Annotated in this window: 18 protein-coding genes and 1 pseudogene; 8 read left to right on the top strand and 11 right to left on the bottom strand. The window is 68.1% G+C overall.

Going from position 1 to position 15,646, the window contains the following annotated elements; translation table 11 throughout:
• Nucleotides 1–31 precede the first annotated feature (31 nt).
• Nucleotides 32–964: an AraC family transcriptional regulator gene (locus ACWF0M_RS14920; protein ID WP_452236209.1), complete on the bottom strand. Its 933-nt coding sequence runs from the start codon at nucleotides 962–964 to the stop codon at nucleotides 32–34.
• A 91-nt stretch (nucleotides 965–1,055) separates the two neighbouring features.
• Between ACWF0M_RS14920 and ACWF0M_RS14915 the strand changes: the two genes are divergently transcribed.
• A complete protein-coding gene (locus ACWF0M_RS14915; protein WP_452236208.1) occupies nucleotides 1,056–1,889 on the top strand; it encodes an NAD(P)H-binding protein in 834 nt (277 codons plus the stop codon).
• Between the two features lie 120 nt (nucleotides 1,890–2,009).
• On the opposite strand, the gene ACWF0M_RS14910 is transcribed toward ACWF0M_RS14915, so the two are convergent.
• From ACWF0M_RS14910 to ACWF0M_RS14900, 3 genes are all read right to left on the bottom strand, one after another.
• Nucleotides 2,010–3,161, bottom strand: coding sequence for a hypothetical protein (locus ACWF0M_RS14910; RefSeq protein ID WP_452236207.1), 1,152 nt, complete (start codon nucleotides 3,159–3,161; stop codon nucleotides 2,010–2,012).
• Nucleotides 3,162–3,255: 94 nt separating this feature from the next.
• Nucleotides 3,256–4,068 (bottom strand): ABC transporter permease, encoded by an 813-nt coding sequence (locus ACWF0M_RS14905; protein ID WP_452236206.1) that lies wholly within the window; start codon nucleotides 4,066–4,068, stop codon nucleotides 3,256–3,258.
• On the bottom strand, nucleotides 4,068–5,036 hold the full coding sequence (locus tag ACWF0M_RS14900; protein ID WP_452236205.1) for an ATP-binding cassette domain-containing protein: 969 nt from the start codon (nucleotides 5,034–5,036) through the stop codon (nucleotides 4,068–4,070). The genes ACWF0M_RS14905 and ACWF0M_RS14900 overlap by 1 nt, the downstream gene beginning before the upstream one ends.
• Nucleotides 5,037–5,123: 87 nt before the next feature.
• Here ACWF0M_RS14900 and ACWF0M_RS14895 point away from each other — a divergent pair, with 87 nt between their 5' ends.
• Both ACWF0M_RS14895 and ACWF0M_RS14890 read left to right on the top strand, forming a co-directional pair.
• Complete coding sequence (locus tag ACWF0M_RS14895; protein WP_452236204.1) at nucleotides 5,124–6,089, top strand: helix-turn-helix transcriptional regulator; 966 nt, start codon at nucleotides 5,124–5,126, stop codon at nucleotides 6,087–6,089.
• A complete protein-coding gene (locus tag ACWF0M_RS14890) occupies nucleotides 6,086–6,670 on the top strand; it encodes a YdeI/OmpD-associated family protein (protein ID WP_452236203.1) in 585 nt (194 codons plus the stop codon). The genes ACWF0M_RS14895 and ACWF0M_RS14890 overlap by 4 nt, the downstream gene beginning before the upstream one ends.
• An 82-nt stretch (nucleotides 6,671–6,752) precedes the next feature.
• Here ACWF0M_RS14890 and ACWF0M_RS14885 read toward each other — a convergent pair whose 3' ends face one another.
• The 4 genes from ACWF0M_RS14885 to ACWF0M_RS14870 form a co-directional block, all read right to left on the bottom strand.
• Complete coding sequence (locus tag ACWF0M_RS14885; protein ID WP_452236202.1) at nucleotides 6,753–7,088, bottom strand: hypothetical protein; 336 nt, start codon at nucleotides 7,086–7,088, stop codon at nucleotides 6,753–6,755.
• Nucleotides 7,089–7,155: 67 nt separating this feature from the next.
• On the bottom strand, nucleotides 7,156–7,965 hold the full coding sequence (locus tag ACWF0M_RS14880) for a phytanoyl-CoA dioxygenase family protein (RefSeq protein ID WP_452236201.1): 810 nt from the start codon (nucleotides 7,963–7,965) through the stop codon (nucleotides 7,156–7,158).
• 96 nt (nucleotides 7,966–8,061) lie between these two features.
• On the bottom strand, nucleotides 8,062–8,187 hold the full coding sequence (locus ACWF0M_RS14875; protein WP_452236200.1) for a hypothetical protein: 126 nt from the start codon (nucleotides 8,185–8,187) through the stop codon (nucleotides 8,062–8,064).
• The gene (locus tag ACWF0M_RS14870) at nucleotides 8,188–9,096 is read right to left on the bottom strand and encodes a UbiA prenyltransferase family protein (protein WP_452236199.1); all 909 of its coding nucleotides are present in this window, start codon (nucleotides 9,094–9,096) and stop codon (nucleotides 8,188–8,190) included. It abuts the gene before it with no gap.
• Between the two features lie 191 nt (nucleotides 9,097–9,287).
• On the opposite strand from ACWF0M_RS14870, the gene ACWF0M_RS14865 reads away from it, so the two are divergent.
• From ACWF0M_RS14865 to ACWF0M_RS14855, 3 genes are all read left to right on the top strand, one after another.
• Complete coding sequence (locus ACWF0M_RS14865; protein WP_452236198.1) at nucleotides 9,288–9,590, top strand: TetR-like C-terminal domain-containing protein; 303 nt, start codon at nucleotides 9,288–9,290, stop codon at nucleotides 9,588–9,590.
• Nucleotides 9,591–9,655: 65 nt separating this feature from the next.
• A complete protein-coding gene (locus ACWF0M_RS14860; RefSeq protein ID WP_452236197.1) occupies nucleotides 9,656–10,372 on the top strand; it encodes a VOC family protein in 717 nt (238 codons plus the stop codon).
• Nucleotides 10,373–10,423: 51 nt separating this feature from the next.
• Entirely contained in the window at nucleotides 10,424–11,191 is a 768-nt protein-coding gene (locus ACWF0M_RS14855; RefSeq protein ID WP_452236196.1) for an SDR family NAD(P)-dependent oxidoreductase, read from the top strand.
• A 44-nt stretch (nucleotides 11,192–11,235) separates the two neighbouring features.
• Here the strand turns inward: ACWF0M_RS14855 and ACWF0M_RS14850 are convergent, their stop codons facing one another.
• Nucleotides 11,236–12,738 (bottom strand): LCP family protein, encoded by a 1,503-nt coding sequence (locus tag ACWF0M_RS14850; protein ID WP_452236195.1) that lies wholly within the window; start codon nucleotides 12,736–12,738, stop codon nucleotides 11,236–11,238.
• Between the two features lie 48 nt (nucleotides 12,739–12,786).
• Between ACWF0M_RS14850 and ACWF0M_RS14845 the strand changes: the two genes are divergently transcribed.
• Together ACWF0M_RS14845 and ACWF0M_RS14840 are read left to right on the top strand one after the other, a co-directional pair.
• Nucleotides 12,787–13,287 carry a GNAT family N-acetyltransferase gene (locus ACWF0M_RS14845; protein ID WP_452236194.1) on the top strand — a complete coding sequence of 167 codons (501 nt, stop codon included), beginning with the start codon at nucleotides 12,787–12,789 and terminating at the stop codon, nucleotides 13,285–13,287.
• A 96-nt stretch (nucleotides 13,288–13,383) separates the two neighbouring features.
• Nucleotides 13,384–13,977, top strand: a pseudogene (locus ACWF0M_RS14840) (DUF3152 domain-containing protein); the annotation flags it as partial.
• A gap of 126 nt (nucleotides 13,978–14,103) precedes the next feature.
• Here ACWF0M_RS14840 and ACWF0M_RS14835 read toward each other — a convergent pair.
• Both ACWF0M_RS14835 and ACWF0M_RS14830 read right to left on the bottom strand, forming a co-directional pair.
• Nucleotides 14,104–14,469 carry a VOC family protein gene (locus tag ACWF0M_RS14835; protein WP_452236193.1) on the bottom strand — a complete coding sequence of 122 codons (366 nt, stop codon included), beginning with the start codon at nucleotides 14,467–14,469 and terminating at the stop codon, nucleotides 14,104–14,106.
• 528 nt (nucleotides 14,470–14,997) lie between these two features.
• Nucleotides 14,998–15,633 (bottom strand): MarR family transcriptional regulator, encoded by a 636-nt coding sequence (locus tag ACWF0M_RS14830; protein ID WP_452236192.1) that lies wholly within the window; start codon nucleotides 15,631–15,633, stop codon nucleotides 14,998–15,000.
• Between the last annotated feature and the right edge of the window lie 13 nt (nucleotides 15,634–15,646).

The raw sequence follows: 15,646 nt of genomic DNA, 5'->3' as shown, positions 1-15,646 counted from the left end.
ATCGTATCGTTGAACCCGTCGGTTGAAGCTTTCACGCCGCCCGGCGATGGTCGGTGGGCGTGACACCACGGACCCGCTTGAACGCAACGCTCAACGCGAAGGCGTTCGCGTACCCGACCCGCCGGGCGATCGTCTCGACCGTGTCCCGGGTCGACCGCAGCTGATCCGCGGCGAGCGTGATCCGCCAGCCGGTCAGGTAGCTCATCGGCGCCTCGCCGACGACCGCGCTGAATCGCCGGGCCAACGATGCGCGCGAGATCCCGACCCGATCCGCGAGCTCGGTGACGTTCCACGGGTACGCCGGATCCTCGTGCAGCAAGCGCAACGCCGTACCCGCCACCGGATCGGTCTGCGCCTGGTACCACCCCGGCGCGTGCGAATCCGGCCGGGCGAACCACGCGCGCAGCGTCGTGATCAGCGCCAGGTCGAGCCATCGGTCCAGCACGCTCTGCTGACCGGCCGCGTCCCGCTGGATCTCGCTGGTGATCATGTCCATCACCGACCCCGCCACCTCGGCCGCCGGCACGACGAGCACCGACGGGAGGGCGGTGATGAGCCGCCGGTTGACATCACCCGCCACCTGGTAGGTGCCGCTGGCAACCATCACCTCACCCGACTTGCGGGCGCCGTACGTCCGCACGCCGAGCCGGGCCGAGTAGTCGATCGGTGCCCCAGGCAACGGTTCGCAGATACCGCCGGGATGGATCCGCAGTTGCGGCGCGGTCGTCAGGCTGTCGCTGACGACGTACGGCTCCGGGCCGGTGACGATCGCGACGTCACCCTGCTCCATGCGCTGCGGCTCGAGACCCTCGCGGGTCACCCAGCCGGAGCCGCGGATCAGGGTCGCGAGCGCCAGCGGCGCCTCGTCCCGGATCTCCAGCGCCCAGGGCAGATCCAGGATCGTCAGGTTGAACACCCCGTCCTGCGCACGGGTCCCGGCCAGCAGTTCGTCGAGCACGTCCATGCGACGAGCCTACGCCAGGATGAGCGTTCCGAACATCGAATTGCGGCGTACGGCCATGGTTTGTCTCATCGCGCTCCGGTGGACTAGAGCCATGAACCCGATTCTGATCCTCAGTGGCAAAGGCAAGACCGGCCGTCGCGTCGCGGCGCAGCTCGAGGCGCGGGGCGTCCCGTACCGGCTCGCGTCCCGCTCCAGCGAACGACGCTTCGACTGGTACGACGAGAGCACCTGGGCGGACGCGATCCGCGGCACCGACACGGCGTACCTCGCTCCGCCGGTCGGGCCGACCGGGCTCGCGCAGGCCGGCAAGTTCATCGAGCAGGCCGACGGGCTGCGGCGCGTGGTCCTGCTGTCGGGCCGCGGCGTCGGCAGCGCGGGCCGCGACTTCGCTGTGTACGACGGGCAGCTCGACCTGGAGAACGCGGTGAAGGCGAGCGGCCGGGACTGGACGATCGTGCAGCCGGCCTGGTTCGCGCAGGGCTTCAGCGAAGACTTCCTGCGCTACCACGTGCTGGCGGGCGAGATCCGGCTGTCCGCAGGCACCGGCGGCGAGGCGTGGATCGACACCGACGACGTCGGCGACGTGATGACGACCGCGCTGCTCGACGAGTCGTACGTCGGCCAGACCCTCGCGATCTCCGGCCCGCGCACCCTCACGATGACCGAGATCGCCGACGAACTGACCGCGGCCACCGGCCGCAAGATCTCGTACGTCGACCTGGACCCGGAGACTCACGTCGCGGAACTGATCGAGCAGGGCCTGACGCCGGAGGACGCCGACGCAGTCCGCGACCTGTTCGCCGTCATCCGCAACCACCGCTCCGAGTACGTCTCCGACGGCGTCGAGCGGGTTCTGGGCCGCGCGCCTCGCGACTTCACCGCTTGGGCACTCGAAACCGCGAAGTCCGGGGTCTGGGCGGAGTGATTGGCGGACGCCCAGCACTCATCAATTGAGGTTCTGGCGGTGGTCGCACGCTCAGCCGATCGCGCCAAGGCCAATTGATGAGTGCTGGAGATCCGCCTCCCCGCCCACCTGAGGTGCGGGTCAGCGGTGTTGCATCTCCGTCCACTCGTCGTGGGTGAGTTCCTGGAGGTCCGACGCGGGGGTCTTGGACCGGAGTTCGCTGCCTCCGCCGACGGCGCCGCCGCCGAAGACGATGTTGGCCCAGTTGTTCTGGGCGATCAGGATCGACGTGGTCTGGTCGCCGTTGATGTCGGCGGCCGTCGTGGTGTCGGTCGTGTCGCCGTCGCAGTTCCAGTCGATCGGCTGGTTCGCGGCGCCGGCCGTCGTCTTGGTCGAGCCGTTCGGGCACTTCCAGCTGGTCTTGTACCCGGCGCCCAGGCTGCCGAGGCCGACCGTCTCATCCGGCCGCGCCTCGTTGATCGAGGTCGGCTGGACACTCGAGTAACCCCAGTACTTGGTGCCGTCGGCCTTGAGCACACCACCGAGCTGGAACGAGTAGTTCATCACGCTCAGGTAGTTCGGCTTGTAGTTCAGGTTGTCGGTGCCGCCGTGCTTGAGGCCGATGTTGTGGCCGAGCTCGTGGACGAACGTGCCGACGTTGATGTCGTCGGTCGCGTTCCAGTTGCACTTCGGGCCAACGGTGACGATGAACGTGTCGTTCGGGATGTTGAACGCCTGGCCGCTGCTGCACCCGCCGTCGTAGCTGTCACCCCAGAGCATGTAGTGGAAGACGGCCTTGCGCGCCGACGCGAAGTTGGCCGCCTTGATCGCGTTCGTCTCGGTGGCCGACGGGTTCAGGTCGGCGTCGTACGCGACCTCGTTGCCACCACCGAGGTTGTACGCCGTACCGCGCGCGGAGCCGGCGTCGAGGTGGATCTTGATCCCCGTGCTCCCGTCCGGGTTGCTGACCGGGGCCGACGCGAACACCTGGACGATCCGGTCCAATCCGGCCGTGGTGGTGAGCCGGCCGGCCATGTAGTCCATCTCGACGAACAGGTCCTTCTTCTTCGGGTTCGCGCCCATCCCGGGCAGGTCCACGTCGACGACGCCGTCGCCGTTCGCGTCGTACCCGTTCGTCTCCCAGGTGTCCGGCAGCGAGTCGCCGTCGGTGTCCGTCGCGGCGATAACCGCACTGGAGGTGTCAGGGAGCGGGGCCGCCACCGCGCTCGAGGCGGCGAGCGCGGCAGCGGCCAGAGAAGTCAGTACGGCGAACAAGGCGGGGCGGGGCCTCATCAGATCTCCTTCGGGGGCGGTGGGTGATCTGAGCGCTACCGTAGGTGATTTCTATCGATGAGGACGGCGCAGGCGGGACAGCGACGCAATTGGGTCAATCCGCCGAGCGGAGCATCGCGCGGATGCCGACGGTCAGCCCGAGCGCCGCGGTCACGATCGCCGCGACCCAGCCCCACAGGACCGCGCTGGACAGTACGCCGCCCGAGAACAGGGTCCGCTCCGCGTCGACGACGTACGACAGCGGGTTGAACTTCGCCGCGACCCGCATCCAGCCGGGACCGGTCTCGAGCGGCAGCAGCATCCCGGACAGGATCATCAACGGGAACAGGAACGTCTGCTGCACCACCCAGAACATCCAGTCCTGCTTGCGGACCGCGATCGCCAGCGCGTAGCTGAACGAACCGAGGCCGACGCCGAAAACCGCTAGCAGTGCTAGCCCGATCACCGCGCCGCCGAGGTGCAGGTCGAACGCGAACGGGGTCATCACCGCGATCACGATCACCGCCTGCCCGAACAACGGCACCATCTCCTTCAGCGCCCGGCCGATCAGCAGCGAGGAGCGGGACAACGGCGTGACCAGCATCCGCTCGTGCGCACCGGTCTGGAACTCGAACAGGAGGTTCGCGCCGGTGGTCGACGTACCGAACAGCGTGGTCATCACCAGGATCGACGGGACGAACCACTGCCACACGCCGTCGCCGAACCTGCCGCCCATCGATCCGGACAGCAGCGGGCCGAACAGGGCGAGGAACACCAGCGGCTGGATCATCCCGAACAGCAGGCTGAACGGGTCGCGCAGTACCGGTTTCAGCTCCCGCGTCATCACGATCCGGATGTCGCGCAGGAGGTTCCGGGACGGGTGGGGCGTGGTCGGGGTCGAGGTTGCGGACAGGGTCAGGGTGGTCATCAGGCTGCCTTTCCGTTCGAGTCTTCACGCAGGCTGCGGCCGGTGAGGTTGAGGAACACGTCGTCGAGAGTCGGGCGGTGCACCTGCGCGGCCGCGACCGGTACGCCGTCACGCTGGGCGGCCGCGATCAGTTCGGGAAGCGCCGCCGGGCCGTCCGCGACCCGGACGCTCACCTCGTCGCCGACGGCGATCACTTCGCGGGCCCCGGGCAACTTCTCGGCCAGCTTGCTCAAGCGCGCGATGTTGCTAGGAGCAACGGTCACCGCAAGCCGGTCGCCGGCCAGCTTGGCCTTCAGCCCGTCGGCGGTGTCGTCGGCGATCACCTCGCCGTGGTCCACGACGACCACCCGCTCGGCCATCGAGTCGGCCTCGTCCAGGTAGTGCGTGGTGAGCACGATCGTCATCGCGTACTGCTCGCGCATCCGCAGGATGTGGTCCCACAGATTCGCCCGGTTCTGCGGATCGAGGCCCGTCGACGGCTCGTCCAGGAACAGCAACGAAGGCGCGTGCACGAGCCCCATCGCGACGTCGAGCCGCCGGCGCTGGCCGCCTGACAGATCCGACACCTTGCGCTGTGCCAGGTCCTTCAACTCCAGGGCTTCGAGCAGTTCGCCGGCCCGCAGCTTGGCGGTACGGCGGTCGAGTCCGTAGATCACGCCCTGCCCGACGAGTTCGTCGCCGACCCGTTGCGCGTGGCCGGCGCCATTGCCCTGACCGACGTACCCGATCCGGCGGCGGACCTGGCTGGGTTGCGTGGCCACGTCGTACCCGGCGACCGTCGCGGTGCCCGAGGTCGGCGTGATCAAGGTGGTGAGCATGCGCAATGTGGTCGTCTTGCCGGCGCCGTTCGGGCCGAGGACGGCGACCAGTTCGCCGGGTTCGACGTCCAGGCTGATGCCGCGGACCGCGTGCACGGTCTCGGTATGGCTCACCACGAAGTCCCGGGTGAGCGCTCGGGTGCTGATCACGATCTCTCCTTCGGTCAGGGTCTCTGCAGGAGACATTTCCAGTGAAAGAGGACAGGTTCTGGCCGCTACTCGTGGCAATCTGAAGTCATGTCCGAGACCTCAGCCCGATTGCTCGCGCTGCTCTCCCTGCTTCAGGCCCGCCGCGACTGGCCCGGCCAGCTGCTGGCCGACCGCCTGGAAGTCAGCCCGCGGACCGTCCGCCGCGACGTGGACCGGCTGCGCGACCTCGGGTATCCAGTGCGCGCGACCAAGGGACCTGACGGCGGCTACCGCCTGGATGCAGGCGCGGATCTGCCGCCGCTGCTGTTCGACGACGATCAGGCGATCGCGGTCGCGGTCGCCCTGCAGACCGCGACGACCACGGTCACCGGGATCGAGGAGGGCGCGTTGCGGGCGCTGGCCACGGTTCGCCAGGTGATGCCGGCGCGGCTGCGGCAACGAGTCGACGCCCTGCAGGTGACCACGGTCGACCGCTACGCCAACCGCCGTACGACGGTCGACTCGGAACAGTTGATCGCGATCGGTACGGCGCTTCGTGCAAACGAGGTACTCCGGTTCGACTACGCCGCACCAGGCGCAGCAGGGGAGGAATGGGTGCCGCCCCGGAAGGTCGAGCCGCACCACCTGGTGACGTGGGGCGGGCGGTGGTACCTCGTCGGATGGGACCTGGACCGCAACGACTGGCGGACGTTCCGCGTGGATCGGATGACACCGAAGACACCGACCGGACCACGGTTCACGCCGCGCGAGCTTCCCGCTCCGGACGTGGCGACGTACATCTCCAGCAAGTTCCGCGGACAGGACCGCAACCTTTACAGAGGTGAGGCGATCCTGCAGGCGAAGGCGTCGGATATCGCGCAATGGGCCGGTCACGGCGCCGTTGTCGAGGAGCTCACGCCGACGAGTTGCCGGCTCGCGCTCAGCGGATGGTCGTGGACCGGGCTGGCCGCGACGTTCGGGATGTTCGAGTGCGACCTGGAGTTTGTCGGACCACAAGAGTTGAAGGATGCGGCGACGCAGTTGGCCGCGCGCTATCAGGAGGCCGCCTCATGACCGCAGAACTGATCGTCGTCGATGGTGCCGCCTGGCTGGCCTGGCTCCACGAGCATCACGAGGAATCGGATGGCGTCTGGCTCGTGCTGGCCAAGAAGAATGTGAAGACCCCGACGAGCTTGACGTACGACGAGGCGCTCGAGGACGCCCTGTGTCACGGGTGGATCGACGGGCAGCGGCGGGGACGCGACGAGCAGACGTTCGTGCAGCGGTTCACGCCGCGACGCGCGCGGAGCCTGTGGTCGAAGCGGAACGTCGGCCTGATCGCGCGGATGGAGCAAGAAGGGCGGATGCGCCCGGCGGGACGTGCCGAGGTCGAGCGCGCGAAGGCCGACGGCCGCTGGGACAAGGCGTACGGCGGTGCGGGCGCGCTCGAGATCCCGGACGATCTCGCGGCGGCGCTGGCCGCGGAACCGAAGGCGCAGGCGATGTTCGAGATCCTGACCAGCGCCAACCGCTTCTCCGTCGTCCACCGCGTCACCAGCGCCAAACGCCCGGAAACGCGGGCCAAACGGGTCGCCTTGTACGTCGAGCAGTTGTCCCGCGGCGAGACGATCTACCCGCAGAAGCGTTCGCTCTAGGGGGACCGCCACGCAGGCAGAAGTCCCGTTTCGAGGCGCTTTGGCTCCGTTTTGCGGGGTTCTGCCTGCGTGGCGGTTCGCCCTACACCAGGTCGAGCGTGGCGTCCTGGCCGGCCGTCAGGGGGAAGTACGCGAGGAAGGTGACGCCCTCGTCTTCCGTGTCGAAGCGGGCGATGCGGTCGACGGCAGGCTCGTAGAACACGTCGCCGGGGTGGAGGACCTGCGGCTCGCTGTCCTCGGCCTGCTGGTAGATCGCCGACCCCGACACGATGTTGCCGAACACGGGGCCGTTGTGGACGTGGGCGCCGAGCGCGGTGTGCGGGTCGATCGTGATCCGGCGGACCTCGACGCGCTGCACCGGGAGCGCCTCCGGCAGGTGCTGATCCAGGACGACTACCCGGCTGATCGATGAGTTCATGGCAGCATCGTACATACCAATAGGTACAGAACGCGCGCGAGTTTCGCCGACGGCGGAGCGGAGGCGGTCAGTAGAGGATCGGGTTGAGCGGCGAGGAGATGGTCTCGCCGGGCTGGTTGCCGGGCATCCAGCTGGCCAGGTCGAGTACCTGGTTCGCGTTCGCCGGCGGCGAGATCTCCATCGCGGCGTCGACGTAGATCACCGTCATCACCCGGCGCGGGATGCCGGTCGTGTTCTGCGGCGCGTGATGGAACGTCCAGCCGAGGTGGTAGCTGACCTCACCGAGCTCGTACGGCTCGGAGATCTCCGGGAAGTTCTGCTCGGCCAGCGCGTCCTGCAGCACCCGCTCCGACTCGTCACTGATCGGCAGGTCCCGCCCGTGCTCGAACGTGTGGCTGCCGGCCGCGAACGACAGCGGCCCCATCTCCATCGGAGTCTCCTGCAGCGGGATCCAGAGCGTCACACAACGATCCGTCGCGAACGGCCAGTAGTACTGGTCCGCGTGCCACGGCGTGACGCCGCCGCCGGACTCCTTGTAGAGCGCCTGGTCGTGGTACAGCCGCACCGACTGCACGCCGAGCAGTTGCGCCGCGATCCGCGCGAGTCGCGGCGACGACACGAACTCCAGCACCCGCTCACTGTCCTGCCAGAGGTTCGTGACCTGCAGGAACGCCTTGCCGTACGTGTCGCGCTCGTCGAGCGGCTGGTCCTGCGTGTTCAGCTCGATCACCTTGTCGGTGATCTCCGGCTCGTACTCCGCGATCGTCTCCGCACTGAGCACGTTCCTCAGCTTCACGAATCCGTGCTGGGCAAAACGCGCGATGTCGGACCGGCTGAGGGTGTAGTCGGTCTCGAGCTCCGGGCGGGTCAGAGTCATGGGACCCAAGAGTTCATGACCATTCCATCGCTGTAAAGATCAGTGATCAAATCTTTTCCCACCACGCACGTGCACCTGCATCCCCGGCCGATCCGGTCAGCTCCCGCCGTGGATGACGAGCGCAGGTTTGCCCTCCGGGGTGCCGCAGGTTTCCCAGTAGATGTGGTGTCCGTTGCCGACGTCGAGCATGCCGTGGTCGTAGGGCTCGATGTCGGGGTACATCTACAGAACTCCGGTGTAGGTGAGCGCGAAGGTGGCGCAGGGAAAGAGGAAGAGCGTAGCGAGGGCGATGATGCCTTTGAAGGATTGGTGGGGGCCGATGAGTTTGCGGTAGGCGGCGATCAGGACGGGGACCATGACCACCTCGAGGGGCAGCATGCTGCGGGGGATGATGGTGTTGGTGGCGGCGAGGACTACCGACAGGGCGGCGGCTGCGATCCAGGCGGCGTACCCGATCAGGTACGTCGTGCGTGGGCCGAAGCGGACTGCGATGGTTTGGTAGCCGGCGGCGCGGTCCGCTTCGAGGTCGGCGAGGGTGGTGGGGAGGTAGAGGCCGATCGCGGCGAGGGTGCCCTGCAGGCCCATCAGCCAGGGGAAGTCGCTCAGGTCGGGGTTGATCGCGGCCCAGCCGGCGAGTGGGCCGAAGGCGCCGAGGGCCAGGGCGTTGACCGCGACGTCGAAGCCGGCGCGGGTCTTCAGCCGGACGGGTGGGACCGAGTACGCGTAGCCGAGGAGTACGGCGAGCAGGACGCCCAGCGCGAACACGATCCCGACATGCAGGCTCAAACCGACCGCCGCCACGGCTGCCGCGAAGGCCAGCCGCTTCGCTGCTCGCAGCGTGATCCGCCCGTCGAGCAGCGGCGACTTGGCCTTCCGCGGGTTGAGCCGATCGCTCGGCAGGTCGTACGCGTCGTTGACCGCTAGCACTGCTAGCCAAACGAGTGGGCCCATCACGACCGCCCCGACGATGAGGCGCGGCCACTCCTCGACGGGCGGGATCAGCCGATGCGTCGCGAGCAGAATCCCCGTGCAATAAGGCACGATCGACACCACCCAGAACGCCGGGCGGCCGACCGCGACGATGTCCCGTACCCGGGCCGCCGACCCTCGAACCTGCACCACCGTGCTCACATCACCACTGTCCACCTCCGCAGTGCACCGCGTCCTCCCTCCACCGAGTGAACCTCCTCACCCGCCAGGCTGGATGTGAGCCACGGAACCTTTCTCCAGCGCAATCCACACCGAGGTGTCGGCGTACAGGCCATGCGGCTCGGCCCCGTCCCGAACGCGACCTGCTGAGTGATGTTGCCCTCGGCATCGACGTGGACCACCGTCAACCGCGAGATCCACGCCGCCTGACGGCTCGGCCGTCTATCACCCTCGCGGCCTCTTTCCGTACGCCGGACGCGGCCCACGCACTCACCCGCTTCTGGGAAGATCGCTATGCGCGGACCGCTCTGGTGGTCGAGCGGGCCGTCGGGCGAGGCGAGCTCCCGGCCGGCACGGATCCGCATCCGATCCTGCTGACGGCGACCGCGCCGCTCTATCACCAGCTGGTCCTGCTCCAGCAGCCGATGTCGCGATCCCAGGCGGATCACCATGCGCGGGTCGCGGCGGGACGCTAATTGCTTTGCGGCGCCGATCCGCCCCGCCCTACCGTGGCACTTACCCGGCGGATTGGGAGATCCACATGAGCATCGAGCTTTATGCGCTGTCGTTCGACGCGAAGGATCCGGCCGGGCTGGCGCGGTTCTGGGCCGGCCTGCTCGGCTGGGAGCAGGCCGACGGGAACGAGTTGCTGCCCGACGCCAAGACCGGGTTCCGGTTCCGCTTCCTGCAGAGCGACGTCGCGAAGGATCGCCCGAACCAGATCCATTTCCACCTGACCAGCGACACGCCGGAGCAACAGCAGGAGACGGTGGCGCGGGCGCTTGGGCTCGGCGGCCGGCATCTCGACGTCGGGCAGTTGCCGGACGAAGAACATATCGTCCTCGCGGATCCGGAAGGCAACGAGTTCTGTGTCATCGAGGCGGGGAACAACTTCCTCGCCGACACCGCGTTCCTCGGCGAGCTCGCCTCGGACGGCACGCGGGCGGTCGGGTATTTCTGGAGCAAGGCGCTCGACTGGCCGCTGGTCTGGGACCAGGACGAGGAGACCGCGATCCAGGCGTTGTCCGGCGGACCGAAGCTCGCCTGGGGCGGCCCGCCCATCAGACCGAAGGCGCCGAAGAACCGGATGCGCTTCGACCTGGTCGTGCCGGCCGACGGTGACGTCGACGCCGAGGTCGAGCGGCTGATCGGGCTGGGCGCGACCCGGCTCGAGAGCGGTCAGGAAGGCGCGGACGCGATCCCGATGGCCGACCCGGACGGCAACGAGTTCTGCATCCTGACCAGTCCGCGAGGGTAAGGCTCATCTCCGACTAGGGTCGTCAGCGAGCCCTAGGTCGAGGAGGCGTTTGTGACAGGTCGGTTGGCGAACGAGGTTGTGCTGGTGACGGGTGCCGCCCGCGGGATCGGGCGGGCCGTCGCGGTCAAGGCGGCGGAAGAGGGTGCGGCGGTCGCGCTCGTCGACATCTTGACCGACGAACTGACAGCGACGACCGCGGAACTGGCCGGGACCGGCGCGACGGTGGCCGCGGCCGTCGGCGACATCACCGACGAGGTGTCGGTCCGGCGGGCAGTCGGCCAGCTGACCGATGACCTCGGCAAGCAGGTCACCGTGCTGGTCAACAACGCCGGCAAGAACTCGTACGCCGACCCGGCGAAGATGTCCGTGTCCGAGTGGGACGACGTGTTCAACGTCGACCTGAAGGGCGCGTTCCTGATGTCCCGCCAGGTGTTGCAGCCGATGATCGACGCCCGGCACGGCTCGATCGTCAACATCGCCTCGATCCACTCGAAGCTGACCACGGCCGGCATGTTCCCGTACGCAGCGGCGAAGTCCGGCCTGGTCGGGATGACCCGCTCGCTCGCCCTCGACGTCGCGCAGTACGACGTCCGGGTGAACGCGGTCAGCCCCGGCTACATCTCCACCGACCTGCTCGAGGAGTTCTTCGACACCATCCCCGGCGAACGCGAGAAGGCGCTCGGCGTCCACCCGCTCGGCCGGATCGGTACGCCGGAGAACGTCGCCGAGGTCGTCTGCTTCCTCGCGTCCGACGCTGCCGCGTTCGTCACGGGCGCCAACTGGGCCGTCGACGGCGGCCTCGGCGTCCGCTACGCCTGACGGGATCTCGGCGCTGATCCGGGCGGGCGGCGAAGGCGCAGCGATCAGCTCGGCGGGCCTGGGTTGTAGGCGCAGGCCGAGGTCAAGTCGCCGTCGGCTTTGGGCTTCGGCTGGGCTGCGGTGGACGGCGGCACGGTGGTGATCTTGCGTGGCGTCGTACGGCGGACCGGGTTGAGGGCCTGCGCCACGATCTCGCGCATCCCGGCGTAGTTCGGGTTGCGGCCGGTCGGGAAGTTCTTCTTCTTGTCGAGGTCGACGTTGGCGATCTTCGCGGTCTTGACGCGGTGCCCGAGCGTGACGAACGCGCCCAGCTGGTCCTTCGGGATGTCCGTGCGGATCAGCTGCTCGCCGGCCTTCGCGATCGCCTGGTAGTTCGTGAGCACGTTCTGCGGGGTCGCGCGTTCGACGATCGCCTTGACGGTGCAGCGCTGCCGGGCCTGGCGCGCGAGGTCCGCCGTCGGCACCTGGTACCGCCCGCGCGCGAACCACAGCGCGTCGGTGCCGTTCAGCTGCCGGTTCGGTCCCGGCGCGAGGTACCGGCTCGGCGGGATCGACTTGTCGTCGTTGCCACCGACCGGGACCGGGTAGTTGATGTTCACCATGATCCCGCCGAGTGCCTCGACAAGCTGCGCGAAGCCGGCCAGGTTGACCTGCACGTAGTAGTGGATCCGCAGCCCGAGCGCCTCGCCGACGGACACCTTGAGGATGTCCGCGCCCTCGTTGTCCGACGGGCCGAGGATGCCGGGATGCAGCCGCGGGATGTTCCGGTACATCGCGTCCAAGTAGAACTCCGACTGTTCCTTCTCGCCGTTCGGATCCCAGAACCCGGTCGGGTAGATCTTGTGCAGCGGGGAGTCTTCCGGGAACGGCATCCGCATGAAGTTCCGGGTCAGCGAGATCAGCGAGGTATTGCCGGTCTTGGTGTCGATGCTCGCGACCATCACCGTGTCGGTCCGCGTTCCGCCGCGGCCCTCGCCGTCGTCCGCGCCGAGCAGCAGGATGTTGAGCCGCGGCAGCTGCTGCCAGATGTCCTTCTTCGGGGTGATCGTCGGCCGCGTCTGACTCTTCGACTCAGGACCCCCGAAGACCTTCGTCACCAGGTCCCGCTGCGCCATCAACGTCTGCGCGCCGGTCGCCGTACTCACCGTCATCGCGAAGCAGAGCACGCCGGTCACCAGTGCTCCGACCATCCGTGATCCCGGTCCGACAGTCAGCGGCCGGAGCATCTTGTACGACGTGATCAGGACGACGACCCACACGAGTGCGACCGCGGCCAGGCCGATGATCATCCAGTTCAGCACCGACGGATTCACGGCCCACGAGATCACCGCGTCCCGTTTCCGCAGGCCGACGTACGCCGCGCCGCCGTACAGCGCGAGGCTCAGCACGATCAGCGTCGAACCGAGCTTGGTCCGGCGAGCGACGAGGTACGCCGTACCGGGGAGCAGCACGCCGAGCACGGCGATCGTCAGGGCGCCGAACGCGGACCGCCGGCGTGGACTCGGACGACGTGCCCGGATAGCGCGCGTCGCTCTGCTCGGGGCCATGACCCCTTCGATTCACTGACGCGGCAAAAAGTTGGCATGATCCACGAAGTGACCGACATTCAGGTACGACGTGTGCTGGTACGACGGGCGGAGGCCGACGACGCGGAGTCGTTGGTCCGTTTACGCGGGCTGATGCTCGCCGCGATGGGCGCCGACGTCGGCGGACCGGACGCCCCGTGGCGGGCGACCGCGCGCGAGTGGTTCACTGGACAGTTGGCCTCCCCGGACACGTTCGCGGCGTACGTCGTCGACGACCCGAACGCCGGCGTGGTGGCAGGTGCGGCCGGCAACGTGTACGTGCACGCGCCGGGCCCGAACGACCTGACCACACTTCGCGGTCACCTGTTCAACGTCAGCACCGAACCGGACTTCCGGCGGCGCGGTCTCGCGCGGGCGTGTGTGGTCGCGCTGATGGACTGGTTCCGGGACGAGACCGGCGTCGGCCAGGTCGAACTGCACGCGACCGACTACGGCATCGAGCTCTACCGCGGCCTCGGATTCACCGAGGCGAAGTACCCGACGCTCCGTTTCCGGACCACCAAGGCATAGCGCTGCTCGTACCGCTGACGAGAAGGGATTCGGGGCACAGTGGCAAGTAAGGAGTGAGGACACGCCCGCCCGGGCGTGGTGTGAGGAGCTCATCGGATGCGCCGCTGGACTGTTGTCGTCGCGATCGCTGTAGTGGTCGCGGGCGGGGTGCTGTTGCCCGCCGGCCCGTTCGGTCGGCACGGGTACCCGGGGCGTGGCGTCGTACCGGCATCGGCTCAGTCGGCACAGCCTGTCGAGCGTGCTCAGCCGGTGCGGTCCGTGGTTTTGCAGCGGCCTCCACAGGTGATCTCGTACCCGGTGGCGGGGACGCGATCGTACGCCGTACTCCCGGGAGATCCCGCGGTGATCGGGCAGGCGGGGAAGCTGATGCGGTTCCAGATCGCGATCGAGGGCGGGATCAGCGGCATCGACCGCCGCGAGTTCGCGCGGTTCGTGCGGGCGACGTACGGCGGGGCTCAGGGGTGGGCGTCGCACGGGCTGTGGCGGTTCCAGCAGGTCGGGCCGGGGACGAGCCCGGATTTCACGGTGCTGCTGGTGACGCCTGGGACGCGGGACCTGATCTGCGGCGCGGCACCGGACCGGTACATGAGTTGCCGGATCGGGAACCGGGTCGTGCCGAACGTAGCGCGGTGGGTGCACAGCGTACCGGGATACAGCGCGCCGCTGACGACGTACCGGCAGTACATGGTCAACCACGAGACCGGCCACCGCCAACCGGCGCCGGTCATGCAGCAGCAGACGCTTGGCCTGCACGGCTGCACCGCTTACGCGTGGCCGTACGTCAACGGCATCCGGTCAGTACGACGACCCGATCCCTCACGCCTGAATGATCGACAACACGTTTCCCGCCGGATCCTTGAACCAGGCAATCAACGGACCCTGACCGCGGTTGATCCCGAGCTCGTCCTGCTCGTCGACGTACCTCTCGAACACGACACCCCGCGCGATCAACTCGCGTACCGTCGCCTCCACATCGTCGACCGGGAAGTTGAGCACGGTGTACTCCGCCGGCACGTGATTGTCCTTCGGATACACGAGAACCGTGTTCCCACCACCCGTCCGCAGGTACAACAGGCCGTTCTCCTCGCCGACGTCGATCCCCAGCGTCCCGCCGTAGAACTCCTTCGCCCGCGGCACGTCATCCACCGAAAACCCACTGAACGCCTTACTGTCCTTCAACATCTGATGCCCTCCTGATTCGCTCGACACCAGCTACGTCGAGACCAACACCCCGTTCTCGACACCCCCGAGCCTGTCACGCCGCACGACCGCACGCACCGCACCACCGCATGCACCGCCCGGTCCATCCCGTCGGCCGGCCCCGAGGTCGGGCGCGACGAGAGCCCTCGCACACGAGGGGATATCCGCCGGTGTTGTGGCTTCTCCGTTGGTGTTAGAGGGGAGAACCCACAACACCAGGGGATATCCGTTCTTGTGCCGGATGGGTGGATGTTGTCTTGCCGGCTGGGTGATGGGGTTGGTGGTGGGACGGCTGCTTGCGGCGGGGTGGTGTGCACGCTCGACAGGTAGTGCACCGGCGAGACGGTGTACGCGCGGGCGCGTTCACGCTCAGGTGCACTACCCGGCCACTGGACATGTCCTGTCGAGCGTGCACATCACACCAAGCCCGGCCTGGAAACCCGTCGACCGCCCAGACACCAGTCTCAACAGCCAGATATCCCCGCCCCGTGCAGGAAGGTGTGGGCGGAGTTAGTTGTGGATGATTTGGGGGAGGGTCGGGTTTACGGCGGCGGCTACTGAGGCGGATTCGAGGCCGTCGGCGACGGTGTGGAGGAGGCGGACCAGGTGGGCCGCGTCGGTCGGGCCGAGGATGCCGGTGATGACGTCGAGGACCCGGACGGTGAGGCCGTCGAGCTGGGAGAGGCGCGCCTGACCCATCGACGTGACGGTCAGGCCGGGCGTGGTCCGGACCATCCCGAGCGCCTCCAGGTCGGCGATCGCCAGCTCCGCCTCGCCGGTCGTGATCCCGACCTGCTTCGCGACCTCGGGCGCCGACGTACGGCCGTTCGCGATCGCGCTCAGCACCAGCGCGGCAGGCATCTTGATCCCGATCGCTTCCTGCAGACCCAGGATCAGCGGGTGCGCGTGACCGCGCACGCGTTCGACCGCGTCGAGCAGCCGGAGCGCATCGCCGACGTCACTGATCAGGTGCTCGGTCTGGACGGCCGCGATCCCCGTCGGACCAGGCCGCACGGGAGACGGTACGACGCCGCCGATGACCCGCTCGGGCACCACGAGGGCATTCGCCACGACCGGCTTGTCCTCGGATCCCCTCTCCGTGGATCCGTTGATCAGCGGCTTGACACCAGCGTCTTCGATGGTCACGCCTCCCAGCGTA

Source organism: Kribbella sp. NPDC055110 (assembly GCF_053607525.1).
The sequence above is the reverse complement of the archived record's forward strand: the minus strand, read 5'-3'. Positions and strand labels throughout refer to the sequence as shown.

Coding starts and splice junctions, on each gene's coding strand:
- ACWF0M_RS14885 (WP_452236202.1), bottom strand. CDS start 7,088: ATGAACTCATCGATCAGCCGGGTAGTCGTCCTGGATCAGCACCTGCCG.
- ACWF0M_RS14850 (WP_452236195.1), bottom strand. CDS start 12,738: ATGGCCCCGAGCAGAGCGACGCGCGCTATCCGGGCACGTCGTCCGAGT.
- ACWF0M_RS14880 (WP_452236201.1), bottom strand. CDS start 7,965: ATGACTCTGACCCGCCCGGAGCTCGAGACCGACTACACCCTCAGCCGG.
- ACWF0M_RS14835 (WP_452236193.1), bottom strand. CDS start 14,469: ATGTTGAAGGACAGTAAGGCGTTCAGTGGGTTTTCGGTGGATGACGTG.
- ACWF0M_RS14895 (WP_452236204.1), top strand. CDS start 5,124: ATGTCCGAGACCTCAGCCCGATTGCTCGCGCTGCTCTCCCTGCTTCAG.
- ACWF0M_RS14875 (WP_452236200.1), bottom strand. CDS start 8,187: ATGTACCCCGACATCGAGCCCTACGACCACGGCATGCTCGACGTCGGC.
- ACWF0M_RS14860 (WP_452236197.1), top strand. CDS start 9,656: ATGAGCATCGAGCTTTATGCGCTGTCGTTCGACGCGAAGGATCCGGCC.
- ACWF0M_RS14890 (WP_452236203.1), top strand. CDS start 6,086: ATGACCGCAGAACTGATCGTCGTCGATGGTGCCGCCTGGCTGGCCTGG.
- ACWF0M_RS14905 (WP_452236206.1), bottom strand. CDS start 4,068: ATGACCACCCTGACCCTGTCCGCAACCTCGACCCCGACCACGCCCCAC.
- ACWF0M_RS14920 (WP_452236209.1), bottom strand. CDS start 964: ATGGACGTGCTCGACGAACTGCTGGCCGGGACCCGTGCGCAGGACGGG.
- ACWF0M_RS14910 (WP_452236207.1), bottom strand. CDS start 3,161: ATGAGGCCCCGCCCCGCCTTGTTCGCCGTACTGACTTCTCTGGCCGCT.
- ACWF0M_RS14915 (WP_452236208.1), top strand. CDS start 1,056: ATGAACCCGATTCTGATCCTCAGTGGCAAAGGCAAGACCGGCCGTCGC.